The sequence below is a fragment of the Sinobacterium norvegicum genome, assembly GCF_923077115.1.
In the GTDB taxonomy this organism is placed as follows: Bacteria; Pseudomonadota; Gammaproteobacteria; order Pseudomonadales; family Sinobacteriaceae; genus Sinobacterium; species Sinobacterium norvegicum.
In genome coordinates this window covers 238,794-250,878 of record NZ_CAKLPX010000003.1, presented here as the reverse complement: position 1 = coordinate 250,878, position 12,085 = coordinate 238,794, and the positions used below count along the sequence as shown (strand labels likewise).

At 52.2% G+C, this 12,085-nt stretch carries 10 protein-coding genes; 1 reads left to right on the top strand and 9 read right to left on the bottom strand.

What is annotated here, in order from left to right; all coding sequences use genetic code 11:
• The first annotated feature begins 218 nt into the window (after positions 1-218).
• Positions 219-1,163, top strand: a complete 945-nt coding sequence (locus L9P87_RS13115) for a DegV family protein (protein ID WP_237445194.1) — start codon at positions 219-221, stop codon at positions 1,161-1,163.
• A 76-nt stretch (positions 1,164-1,239) separates the two neighbouring features.
• On the opposite strand, the gene pepN is transcribed toward L9P87_RS13115, so the two are convergent.
• From pepN to L9P87_RS13070, 9 genes are all read right to left on the bottom strand, one after another.
• Positions 1,240-3,888, bottom strand: a complete 2,649-nt coding sequence (pepN, locus tag L9P87_RS13110; protein WP_237445193.1) for an aminopeptidase N — start codon at positions 3,886-3,888, stop codon at positions 1,240-1,242.
• A gap of 54 nt (positions 3,889-3,942) precedes the next feature.
• Positions 3,943-5,106 carry a DUF2797 domain-containing protein gene (locus tag L9P87_RS13105; RefSeq protein WP_354001900.1) on the bottom strand — a complete coding sequence of 388 codons (1,164 nt, stop codon included), beginning with the start codon at positions 5,104-5,106 and terminating at the stop codon, positions 3,943-3,945.
• A gap of 32 nt (positions 5,107-5,138) precedes the next feature.
• Entirely contained in the window at positions 5,139-5,396 is a 258-nt protein-coding gene (locus tag L9P87_RS13100; protein ID WP_237445192.1) for a YeaC family protein, read from the bottom strand.
• Between the two features lie 110 nt (positions 5,397-5,506).
• The gene (locus L9P87_RS13095) at positions 5,507-6,379 is read right to left on the bottom strand and encodes a rhomboid family intramembrane serine protease (RefSeq protein ID WP_237445191.1); all 873 of its coding nucleotides are present in this window, start codon (positions 6,377-6,379) and stop codon (positions 5,507-5,509) included.
• A 54-nt stretch (positions 6,380-6,433) separates the two neighbouring features.
• Positions 6,434-7,420 (bottom strand): metallophosphoesterase, encoded by a 987-nt coding sequence (locus tag L9P87_RS13090; RefSeq protein ID WP_237445190.1) that lies wholly within the window; start codon positions 7,418-7,420, stop codon positions 6,434-6,436.
• Between the two features lies 1 nt (position 7,421).
• The gene (locus L9P87_RS13085; protein WP_237445189.1) at positions 7,422-8,294 is read right to left on the bottom strand and encodes an NAD(+) kinase; all 873 of its coding nucleotides are present in this window, start codon (positions 8,292-8,294) and stop codon (positions 7,422-7,424) included.
• A 68-nt stretch (positions 8,295-8,362) separates the two neighbouring features.
• Positions 8,363-9,439 carry a cyclic nucleotide-binding domain-containing protein gene (locus tag L9P87_RS13080; RefSeq protein ID WP_237445188.1) on the bottom strand — a complete coding sequence of 359 codons (1,077 nt, stop codon included), beginning with the start codon at positions 9,437-9,439 and terminating at the stop codon, positions 8,363-8,365.
• Entirely contained in the window at positions 9,433-10,386 is a 954-nt protein-coding gene (locus L9P87_RS13075) for a 1-aminocyclopropane-1-carboxylate deaminase/D-cysteine desulfhydrase (RefSeq protein WP_237445187.1), read from the bottom strand. Before L9P87_RS13075 ends, L9P87_RS13080 begins: the two co-directional genes overlap by 7 nt.
• Positions 10,387-10,422: 36 nt before the next feature.
• Entirely contained in the window at positions 10,423-11,832 is a 1,410-nt protein-coding gene (locus tag L9P87_RS13070; protein ID WP_237445186.1) for a hypothetical protein, read from the bottom strand.
• Positions 11,833-12,085 lie beyond the last annotated feature (253 nt).

Genomic DNA, 12,085 nt, shown 5'->3' with positions numbered 1-12,085 from the left:
GCGATATCATTCTAAAACAACAAGTTATCACCTAGTACATTGGCACCTATTAACAGATTGAATATATTGACTGTGTGATGCAGTCGTTGTTTTTTGACACGCCACATATTTTCTTGCAAAATCGAAACCATAACAAAAGTACCAACGACGCCGTAGAGACCATCCCGGTCTTCAGTCGCCGAGTACTGGCTTTACTGCACTGCTATTGGAGTTACTTTATGAGCGCTGTTCTTGTTGTCGACGCGGGTTGTGACCTGCCGAAAAGCTACCTCGATAAAAATAATATTGAAATCCTGCCTATTACTATTCTCATCGATGGCAAAGAGTTTGTAGATAATAAAGACCCTGAAGTGCTGCGCGACTTTTTCTCTCAGAAGCTGACAGCCAATGACAGAAAAGGCTACAGCGTCGCCTGGGAAAGTGACGAGATGAGCCAGTTTGTACTGGAAAAACTCGTACCCGGCCATGATTTTGCACTGGTTGAAACTGTTGCCCAGAGTCGCAGCCCCTTATTTAGCAACGCCAGAGACGCCTCTTTTAAGGTGCTTGGTGAGTATAAGAAGTACAAGGCCAACCCCAATACCACCTTCGGTATGCGCGTCATTAACACCGGCACCGTATTTGCTGGCCAGGGTCTGCTGGCGGTTAAATCCAGTGAACTGATCCAAGACGGTGTCACCAAGTCCGAGCTGCGAAAGTCAGTTGAGAAGTTCAAAGACACGGTCTATGCCTATGCCGTACCCCCGGATGTCGCCTATTTGCGCAGCCGCATCAAGCAACGCGGTGATAAAAGCATCAGCTGGGCCGCCGCCACCTTTGGCAAGGCATTAGAGATCACCCCCATACTATGCGCCAAAGACGATGATACCTTCCCTGTCGCCAAGGTTCGTGGCCATACCAAGGCCATCAACTTAATGTTCAGTGTTGCCTGCAAGCAGATAGAGAAAGGCCTGAGCCACAATACCGTGGTGCTCAGTATTGCTGACGATGTCGAGAAACTGAATGAATTTGAAGGCTTCGCCTCGTTGCAAGCACTGTGTGAGGAGAAGAGTGTCGAACTGATTACCTGTATGATGGGGCTGACCGGTGCGGTTAACCTGGGCCCTGGTACCATTAGTATTGCTGTCTCCTGCGACACCCCTCCGCACGAAGCGATATTCTAAACCCCCTTGGTTTTCACCAACGACTGCGACAAAAAAGCCGCCGATAAAGGCGGCTTTTTTGTTTTTTCCTAACGCCCTACGTCAGGCTTTTACTCACCACCTCATAGACATCGCTGGACAGGTTTGGCGCCGCCATAATCTGCTTTAATGCCGCCTGCATATTATCGGCCTGAGCCGGGGCAAACCTGCGCCACTTGGTCAGCGGCGTGATAATACGAGCCGCTATCTGTGGGTTGAGTTCGTTCAGCCTGATCACCTGTTCGGCAAGGAACTGATAGCCGCTGCCATCACTGTGGTGGAAGTTAATCGCATTCTGAGCACAGAACACCGCCACCACGGAACGCACCTTGTTGGGGTTCTTAATATCGAACGCAGGGTGCTGCATTAACGCCTTCACACGGTCGAGGCCACCGGCCAGACCACAACCCGCCTGTACCTGCAGCCACTGGTTAACCACTAATGCCTCTTGCTGCCAGCGGTGATAGAAATCATCGAGCATATCCTGCTTGGCACTGGCCGCATTCGGGCCATCACTATTCACCATGGCGCTTAATGCTGCCATGGTATCGGTCATATTATCGGCCTGCTGGTACTGCTGCTGCAGCAACTCGATGGCACTCTGATCCGGTAATAAACTGAGGTAGCTCAGACAGGCATTCTTCAGGCTGCGTTGCGCAATCTGCGTCGCATCCGGGCGGTATTCATCCGTCGACACGTTCGAGTGATAGCAATCCAGCAACAGGCTTTGCAGCTCTACCGCGATAGCCAGGCGTACTTTCTCTCTCGCCGCCTGTAAGGCTTCGATATCGGCCTGCTGAGACAACTCAATTAAATACGCCAGGCTGGGCAGCGACATCATCATGGCCACCATCGCCTTATCATTCGCCTCAGCATCGCCTAACAGTGCTCTAATGGCGGTTAGCAGGGAGCTGTCGACGCTGATCGCCTCACCCTGGCGCCAGGCCACAGCCTGCTCATTGATAATCTGCACGGCCAACTGCTGCATCGCATCCCAACGACAGAAGCCGTCGTTATCACGCGCCGCCAGCATCAGCAGCTGTTCGCGGCTGTAATCGAAGCGTAGTTTCACCGGAGCCGAGAAATTTCTCAGCAGCGATGGCACCGGCGCCTCGGTGACGTTTTCAAAGACAAACTGCTGGCTTTGTTGATCGACGGCCAGCACGGTTTCTTCACCGCAGTCGACACCGTTAAGCGTCAGCGGCAACAAACCGTCACGACCGACCAGAGCCGTTGCCATGGGAATCAAGAATACCGGTTTATCGGCCTGGCCCGGTGTCGCCGGACAGGATTGGCTGACACTGAGGGTATAGGTCTTGTCGGCGGCATTATACTCACCGCTGACATCCAGCTGAGGTGTCCCGGCCTGATCGTACCAGTGCTGAAATTGGCTGAAATCCTGGCCACTGACCTCGGCCATACAGGCGACGAAATCATCGGTGGTCACCGCCTGACCGTCGAAGCGGTCGAAGTACAAATCGGTGCCCTGGCGAAACAAGTCCTCACCGAGTAGATTGGCAATCATACGCACCACCTCGGCACCCTTCTCATAGATGGTCAAGGTATAGAAGTTTGAAATTTCAATAAACGAGGCGGGACGAATCGGGTGTGCCATCGGGCCGGCATCTTCGGCAAACTGCGCCGAGCGCAATAATTGCACTTCCTCCACCCGCTTCACCGTCGGCGAGTTCATATCGGCGGAGAATTCTGCATCACGATAAACGGTAAAGCCTTCCTTCAGACTGAGTTGAAACCAATCTCGACAGGTGACACGGTTGCCCGACCAGTTGTGAAAATATTCGTGGGCGACAACCCCCTCTACCCGCTGAAATGCCGCATCGGTAGTCGTTTTCTGCTCGGCCAATACACAGGAGGTGTTAAAGATATTGAGGCCTTTGTTTTCCATTGCCCCCATATTGAAATCATCGACGGCGACGATCATATAAATACCGAGATCGTATTCGCGCCCGTAGGTGGTCTCATCCCAACGCATGGCATTTTTCAGCGATAGCATGGCATGGTCACATTTATCGAGATCCTTGGGCTCGACAAACAACTGCAGTGATACTTCACGGCCACTCATGGTGGTAAAGCTGTCTTCCACCAACGCCAGATCGGCGGCGACCACGGCAAATAAATAGGCCGGTTTCTTAAAGGGGTCCTGCCAGGTGACAAAGTGCTGGCCATCAGCTAAATCACCACGATCCACAGGATTACCGTTAGATAACAACAGTGGGTATTTAGCCTTGTCGGCGACGACGGTGGTGGTAAACACACTCATCACATCGGGGCGGTCGAGATAGTAGGTAATCTTGCGGAAGCCCTCGGCCTCGCACTGGGTACAAAACATGGTACGCGACTGATACAGGCCCTCCAGCGAGGTATTATCCTGGGGCTGGATTTGAGTGACACACTCCAGCTCAAACTGAGCCGGCAAACCACGAATAGTCAGCGTTTGTTCATCGACACTGTATTGGCTTTGATCGACATCGACGCCATTCACCAATAGCGACAACAGCGTTAACTCGACGCCATGCAGCACCAGCTCGGCGCCCTCGGCCACACCGTCACGACGCTGCATACTCAATCGACTGCGCACAACCGTGTCGCTATCGGCCAGCTCAAAACGCAGATGCGTCTCGCTGATCCAATAATTGGGCTGTTGATAATCCTTCAGGTAAATTGTACCCGGCTGTGCGTTTTCCATGGCTAAACATCCTAACTAAAACAAGTATTGCCCCAGCTCGTGGCCGGAGCGCTATTATTCGGCGTAGAAATCTAAGTGATAAGCGGTGAACTTACGCATGTTAATAACGCCGCTATCCAAGATTAAATACTGCCCCTTAATGCCGTTGAGTTTGCCCTCAACAACACCTAACATCTCACCACTGCCTGATAACGCGGCGGTGAATTGCTGTTCGATCTCGGCTTTGTCCAGCGCTGCAAGCTCCGGGAACTTCTTGATCACTGCCGTCACCGCTTCCAGCGCAGGCTTGACAGTAAATGCCTTTTTAAGACCTTTCTTTATGGTCGAGGTAAACAGCTTTTGCGCTGCTTTCTCAGTCTTTGCATTAATACCAACGGCGCTGACTGTCTGCTGCAACTGTTGAAAAAACAGCGGTTCATACAGCGCTCGATAGCTGTTTTCTAATTCGCTATCCAACGACCGAGAGGTGACCTTCTCGGGGTACTGGGTTACTGGGTATTGAATATCAACAATGTCACTGTCATCCAACCACTCGATATCGGCGTGAAATTCGATGGCGTTAAAGTCGCCATTATTATCGAGTTTATGCTGCACTTCAGCCTCAACCTCGGCAATTAAACCGGCGATTTTCACGCTCAACTCATCCTTTGCCTCAGCCCACAGCTGATTCAGATCGAGGGGCTCGGCGTCGCCTTTGAGTAAATTACGCCAGTTGGTCTTGTCGGGTAAAATAGCCTTGAAAGCATCTTCCACCTTGCCCGACATCAAGCGGTTTTTCACCCGGGCCACCGGCTTTGCCTGGATTGCACCCTGGTCCATCCACCGCGTCGGTATTTGGCTGCCACGGGTAATACCAATCTTAATGCCCGATGAATTAGCCAAGTAGACATAGTGATCCTGAAAACAATATTTCTCACCCCAGCCACTGTCGCGACAGCTACCGGCATGGTAATGGCACTTTTCTGGGCTCATTATGCAACTATCACACTGGGGCAGCGTCTGCGCACAGCGGTAACAATAACCTTGACTGTAACTCTTGCGGGTTTTCTTACCGCAGGCATTACAGTTGATGGCACCGCGAAACACAAACCGTAGCGACTGGCCAATCAAGGCGTTCATATCGATTAACTGATCACCCACAGGGAGTTGATAACGCACGCCCTCAGGCTGCAGCTCGGTGTTCATTTTGGTCAGTTGACCACTGGCAAGTAATGGCAAGTAATTCTCCAACAAATCTGCTCTACAGCGTGCTATTTAAAATCGAGGGTTTGTGTATCGCTGAGTTTGCTGTCACGTTGTTGTTTTTTCTTCTCACTCATATTGACGAAGCCGGTGCGATCTTCCTCAATTAAATTTTTCTCACCGTAGGCAATAATTGCCTGCATACACAATTCTTTCTGTTCGACGGTCAATACCTTGCCGTCGGCCCACTTGCCCAATTCAATCGCACGCTGCAAATTGGCGTACACTTCCGGCGTGATGGTGGCTAATATCTTTTCGAGATCCACGGGTTTTACTCCTCTATCAATACGTTCAAGCTGCTCGACATCCCCGTCAACAGGCCCTCAACTGGGGCCGCTGGGCTATCATCAAACAGCGGTAATTTGTCGCCATTATATCATGGCTGTAAACGGTAACGACGGCCAATAGCAACGCTGACAGCGGCGACCGCCATACCGGCAAACAGACCGCCAAAGTGCGCCGCATTGGCCACCGAGGTACCGCTGAAGAAGGTGACAATACCGCTGGCCGCCACCACTAAATACACCAGCATCATATAGATCAGCGATTTGGGCACGGCAAAATCTTCACCCCTGCGCAACAGGCTCCATACCCAGACGTAGCCAACCAGACCGGAATCAACGCCGGACAAACCGCCAAAAATAGTATTTGGCGACATCATAAACTGGGCAACATTGGCGGCCAAGGCGGTGATTAACACCACCGCCAGCAGCTGATAGCGACCTTGAATCAATTCTATCCGGTGACCAAAAAACCACATCCAAACAATATTAAAGACAATGTGTAACAACCCAAAATGCAAAAATGTCGGGGTCAATAACCGCCAAAATTCCAGCGTCTGCCAACTGTCTTGGGCCGGCATGAAATACAGCTCTGGACCCTGAAAAAAATAATCCTGAAAGGTAAACCAGTGCATCCATCCCTGGCTGGCGTCGAGGGAGACGATGACTGTGCCGGCAATCGATAATAAAATCGTCATCAGCGTCACTGGCACCACGGTCAATACCAGCCGCCAATTGATTCGCCGCCGGGGTTGCGTCGCTACCGGTTGCTGTGGCTTTAGCAGGCCCTGCTGAAACTGCTGATAAAGTCCTTGAACCTGTTCGATATCACCCTGTTTAAAAACGTCAACAACCTGTTGACCAGCTTCCTCGCTGATCTGGTGCTCGATTTTCATTGCCCAAAGGGTACGGCTTAACTCTCCGATATTTTCATCGATAGAGAGGCTCAGCGCACGATAAGCTGACATAACTGCTTCCTAATAATAACGTCTGGATAGCTCGACCGACACGGCGCCGGCGCTCTAATCACGATAATCGACCGTCACAAATTTGTCACGGTGAAGACGGGTTTCGTCGTCCATTCGGTAGGCAACTAACTGCCCTCCTAAAACCGCACTGTAATCGAGACAGGCAATGTTTTCACACTGTTGCTGCGGTTGATTGTGCAGCCAGTAGTGGCCAATAAACAATGGCCTGCGCTCGGGGCCGTAGCGGTGCTCACTCAACCACTGGCGGGTTGACGCCGACAACTGTTGCTGAGAGAGGCTGTCGGGCAGCGGGTCGGGCTGAAAGGCAGTATCGCCCAGGTTGTCAAAACCACCCCAGAACCGCACCCGAAAACGCCGTCGATGCTGCCCCTCTCGGCCGACAATAACATGCTCATCAGGCAGCGCCAGTGTCAGGCCAGTGGTTAATCGTTTGACCAGTCGGCCGCAATCACCTTTTGGCTCCAATGCCGATTGCACAAACTGTTGATGACTGAGGTTATCGCGATGATGCTCGCCGACAAAACGGTCAATCAAGTCTTCGTCCCAGAACGCATGGACAGCACGAAAATGACGGTGCTGATAGAACAGCGGCAACTCAGACATCCACTGTTTAAACTCTTGCAACTCCTGACCATAGTTGGCGAATTGCTTGAGAGTTTGGGCAATAATATTATTACTGTGGTCGGTATGACGACGCAGATAACCGCCCTGTTCACTGGGAGTTAAGTACAGCGCTGTGTGATACTCATGATTACCCATCAGTACCACCGCCGAACCACGCTCAACCATATCGCGGACCAAATGCAGCAGCGGCCTGATTGCCGGCCCTCGATCGACCAGATCACCGAGAAAAATCAGCTGCCGTGGACGCTGTTGATCACGGTATTGATAAGTGCCTCTGACCCGAACATAGCCCAGTGTCTCAAGCAGCTCTAACAGGGTTTTATAGCAGCCATGAACATCACCCACCAAGTCGAAGCCGGTGAACTGTTCGGCGCTGGCAGACTGAAACTCAGCCATGCTAATCCGACAACCGCTCGCTCCAGCCAAGCTTGTCTCGGCAGGCAGCGTAAAAATCGTGATCCTGGGGGTGCAGCAAGGTCAATTGCTCTGACTTTTTGCTGATTTTTACCTCGTCACCGGGGGCGGTGTTAAGATGAACCTGGCCGTCACAACTGATATAGGGATGGCAGTCGCCGATAACGACCTTGATCTCGGTATTGCCATTGACCACGGTTGGCCTGGCACTGAGAGTGTGGGGAAACATTGGCACAATGGCGATAGCGTCCAAGCCCGGATGCATGATCGGGCCGCCGCCAGACAGCGCATAGGCAGTGGAGCCGGTTGGCGTCGATACAATCAAGCCATCCGAGTCCTGGCTGTAAACGTAGGCATCCCCCATATAGAGATCGAAATTAATCATTCTTGCGGAGCGACCCGAGTTGATAACCACATCGTTTAAGGCACTGCCGGAGGCGATCAAATCCCCGCCGCGGTAGACATTGACCGCCAGCAAAAAACGCTGCTCAACCTGATAGTGGCCATCCAGCACCTCGCCCACTTTTTCTTCGATTTCGTCGGGGTGGATATCGGTCAAAAAACCCAGTTTGCCGCGATTAATACCCAGAATAGGGATGTCGTGACGAGCCATCGCTCTCGCCACCCCCAGCAAACTGCCGTCACCACCGATAACAACCACCAAATCGCACTGCTCACCGATTTGCTTCCGGCTGGCCACCTGCATCGCGCTGTGGTCCAGGTGCTGAGAAATCTCATCGTCAACCAACACTTTTAACTGCCGCGACAATAACAGTTGTTGCAACACGCTCACTGAATGCAGCACTAACTCACTGCCTAAGCGACCAATGATTCCAACCGTTTCAAAAGGCTTCATAGCATTTGCTCAAGAAAAATAGTGCTTAGATTATAACTGGTTTTTTTTACTTGAGAACAGCCTGGTCACTAACTGGCTTGAAATAATAACTGCTGATTGGCGGCGAGGTCATCAATACCATTGCGCAACACTTTTACCTGGATGCCAGAGCGAGCCAACAGCTGTGCCGCTGCCGTGCTGCGACGACCGCTGTTACAGTAGACAATGTAATTTTTATGCGCCAGCAGCATTGCCGATTTGAGCTGCAGAATATCGAGCGGCATATTTATCGAACGATAGCAGTGGCCACGCTCATACTCTTGCTGCGTTCTTACATCCAGCCAAATACTACCACTGGCGATATTGTTACCCGCCTCAGTAAAGCCAATTTGAGTCGCATGCTGGTGCTGCAACAGTTGATAAAATGCCGGTTTATCCAGCCGCATCAAGACCCCATCGGTGGTCATTCTCACCGTCGCATTACGGGGTAAATCATTCAGCATCGCCTCCTCGCCAAAGCACTGACCGGCCACCAATGTTGCCAATAATCGCTCATGACCATCGGCATCGGTAACGACAACCTCGCCAGCACCCGACTTAATCACATAACAGCATTCCCCCACCTCTCCTTGACGGACAATCACCTGCTGATCAGATACCTCCAGTGGGTAAAACTGATCGACTATTTCTGCCATGTTAAGCGGTGAAACTCGGTGAAAAAGGTTTGAGTTAAGCAGCGTCGTCATCCAATTAAGGTCGCCCTGGTCTCCACTATCCCGCTGCAGGGCCAACAATAAATAGCTCGCACAATGACTCCAACACAGCAGTGAATCCACCATCTGCGCCGGCATGGATAGCAGCACGGTGTCCTCGACGGCGCTGGCCCGATGACTGCGCGGATAACCGCCAGGGAGGGGCCACAGGCTTTGCTCACTGCCGGCCCTGATCAGTTCAGTCTCATCACCATCGTCGACCAGCACACTCCCCTGCACCACGTAGAGCTGGCGGCCGTCAGTGTCGGCGGGCTGAAAGATGAGCTGATCGCGGCAATAGGGCAGCCACTCACAGTATCGCAACACCCCTTTCAAATGCTCTCGAGTCATAGCATTAAGCGGTGAGAACTGAGCCAAGGTGTCGATTATTTCCTGCTCATTAAGATTTAACATTGATCCGCCTGCTGCGCCAAATAACGCAATTTATCGAGACGCGGCTTCATGCCACGCAGCCCCTGTAGGCCACCGGTATGCACCGCAACAATATGACTGCCGGGGGGGAAATAGCCCTGTTCGATCAGAGCAAACAAGGCCTTGAACATTTTGCCGCTGTAGATTGGCTCTAAGGTGATGCCAAACTGCCGCTCAAATTGATCACAAAAGACGACCAATTCGCCATCGACCTTGGCGTAACCACCACAGTGAAAACCGTCTAACAGCTGCCACTCAGGCAGATTCTGACGCCCTTGCAGCCAGCGATTAATATCCTCAAGCAACGACTGATGCGCCTTGAGCACGGCAATGCCGAGCAGTTGTCGCCCCGACTCAGCCCCTGCCACCATCCCCGCCAAGGTGCCGGCAGTACCGCAGGCAACCACGGCAATATCATAATCGGGGAGCTGACAGGCGAGCTCACGAGTAATATCACCACAGCCCTCGATGGCCAATGCATTAGCACCACCCTCGGGAATAATATAGCTTTTGCCAAAACGCTGCTGCAACCAATGTAAGCACTCGGGCTGTCGTTTGTGTCGGTACTGCTCACGACTGATAAAAACCAACTCCATACCCCAACGCTCTGCATCGGCGAGGGTAGGGTTGAGCGGCTCTATACGCTCGCCTCTAATCACCCCGACAGTGCGCAACCCCAGCTTGCTGCCGGCACAGGCCAGGGCATGAATATGATTAGAATAGGCCCCGCCGAAACTGATGACCGTCGTCAGATTTTGCGCCTTGGCTGCAGCCAAATTATGCTTGAGCTTATACCACTTATTGCCGCTGATATGATGATCGAGCAGGTCTAAACGCTTGACCGACAGGCGCAGCTGCTGACGCGTTAACAGCGGCGAGTGCAGCGCCTGTACCGGGGTTTGAGCAAACTCTAATAGCTCCTCGTGCATGGACGCGCTACCTCTGCGATTTTTTGACGATAAGCCCTAGCGACCACCGAACATGATCTTGCTGACGGTTTTAGCCGACAGCGTGTGGGAACTGCAACGATCCGTTTCGCCGCCAATGAAATAGCTGGGCATATCTACCCGTGCCACCGGTTTGCCGCAACGATTGCCACCGGCAACCTCATTACAGATCGGGGCCTGGAAGTGACTGAGCCAATCGCGGTAGCGGTCGAGATCGCAGTCACAATGCTGGGCGGCAAACACATCGGGGGCCTCGAGATAATCTGACAGCTGCTCGATGTCGATACTCATTTCACCGGCACCGGGCTGAAAGGCCACAAAGTGGATACCACTGCGAACCAACTTAGCCAGCAGCTGATCACCGCCCTCAACAAACAATCGCTGCTTATCAGCCTGCAGCTGTTCGATCTGCTCTAACAAGGCTGTATTACTCTCACGTCGATAAAGTTCTTCAACCTTGGCCTGCTCCAATTGCTCGGTCAGCGGTGCCAAGGCGGCACTCACAGCAGCCTTGGTTTCGGCAGCAAATTGCTGCTTTAATTGGGAGATCTTCTCGCTATCACCCTTGCGAGCACGCAACATCTGCCGCTGAGACGTTTCTCTGGCGGCGGTGAATTCCCGTAACTGTTGCTGCTGCAGCTGTTCGAGACGCTCATTTTTCTCCTGATGCAATAATAGGCTGTCTGTTTCAGCCTGCAGTTGTTGCTGTAGTTCCGCCAGCTGCTCTTTGTAATGGTGATGTATATCCACTAACTGCTGGTTTTGCTCGGCCTTCAATGTCGACAACTGCAGTTGATTGGCCTTAAACAGGGTCGATAGTTGCTCTTGGTGGGCCGCGCCGCTGGCCAGCTGCTGCTCGCCGGGGGCTAATACCTGGCTGCTGGCATCGAGCACTGGCGGCTCGACAGTGTCGCTCTGGTCGCTGCGAGTAAATAATGGCTTGCCGGGCGTTGGCTGTGACCACGCAGGCGCGGCGTCAAGCTGGCGAACCAAGCCCAAACGGTTGCTGCTGACCACATCGCGTAAAATAGCAAATGAGTTGTGCTGCTGACCGAGGTCAGGGTCCCACATCTGAGCAGACATCCAATTGACCGGGCACTGACTAAAACAGGCCAGTTTGATCGGCCCAGCCCCCATATCAGGGCCAGTAGAAGCGGTTTCAAGCAGGTGGATAAAGGGAATATTCCACTGCTTATCGGCCTCACCCTCGGCGTTGAATTCGATACAAAAGAAGACGGCACCGGTGATATTAAGCTGGCCATTGATACGAAGGTAGACAGCCTTAACCCGCTGACTGCTATAGTCCGAGAGGCCTACGACATTGTCGAGCACCGCTTCAAATTCCGGGTAAAGCATTTCTTTGACAACACGGGGCCCCTTAAAAAACAACACGGCACCGGTATCTTCTTGCTGACTGGACTGAAACATATATAACCTCTTCCCTACCGAGGGCAAACACTCAGACATCACTGCCCTAATCTAAGGACTGAAAACTCTATTTTATGCTGAGCGACAGATAACATACAGCTATTTCCCGCCCGGGAGCATCATCGGCCAACAAAATCCTCGCCGACTATTTTGCGCTATATTCGCCATTAAAAACGTGACAGAGGCAACATATAACCGACAGAGCAGGCATAGAGTAAATTCAGATAAACGAATACCCAAGAGAGGCTTAACA

Excerpts from the sequence above, each read along its gene's own strand:
- L9P87_RS13115 (WP_237445194.1), top strand. The coding sequence starts at position 219 with ATGAGCGCTGTTCTTGTTGTCGACGCGGGTTGTGACCTGCCGAAAAGC.
- pepN (WP_237445193.1), bottom strand. The coding sequence starts at position 3,888 with ATGGAAAACGCACAGCCGGGTACAATTTACCTGAAGGATTATCAACAG.
- L9P87_RS13095 (WP_237445191.1), bottom strand. The coding sequence starts at position 6,379 with ATGTCAGCTTATCGTGCGCTGAGCCTCTCTATCGATGAAAATATCGGA.
- L9P87_RS13090 (WP_237445190.1), bottom strand. The coding sequence starts at position 7,420 with ATGGCTGAGTTTCAGTCTGCCAGCGCCGAACAGTTCACCGGCTTCGAC.
- L9P87_RS13085 (WP_237445189.1), bottom strand. The coding sequence starts at position 8,294 with ATGAAGCCTTTTGAAACGGTTGGAATCATTGGTCGCTTAGGCAGTGAG.
- L9P87_RS13080 (WP_237445188.1), bottom strand. The coding sequence starts at position 9,439 with ATGTTAAATCTTAATGAGCAGGAAATAATCGACACCTTGGCTCAGTTC.
- L9P87_RS13075 (WP_237445187.1), bottom strand. The coding sequence starts at position 10,386 with ATGCACGAGGAGCTATTAGAGTTTGCTCAAACCCCGGTACAGGCGCTG.
- L9P87_RS13070 (WP_237445186.1), bottom strand. The coding sequence starts at position 11,832 with ATGTTTCAGTCCAGTCAGCAAGAAGATACCGGTGCCGTGTTGTTTTTT.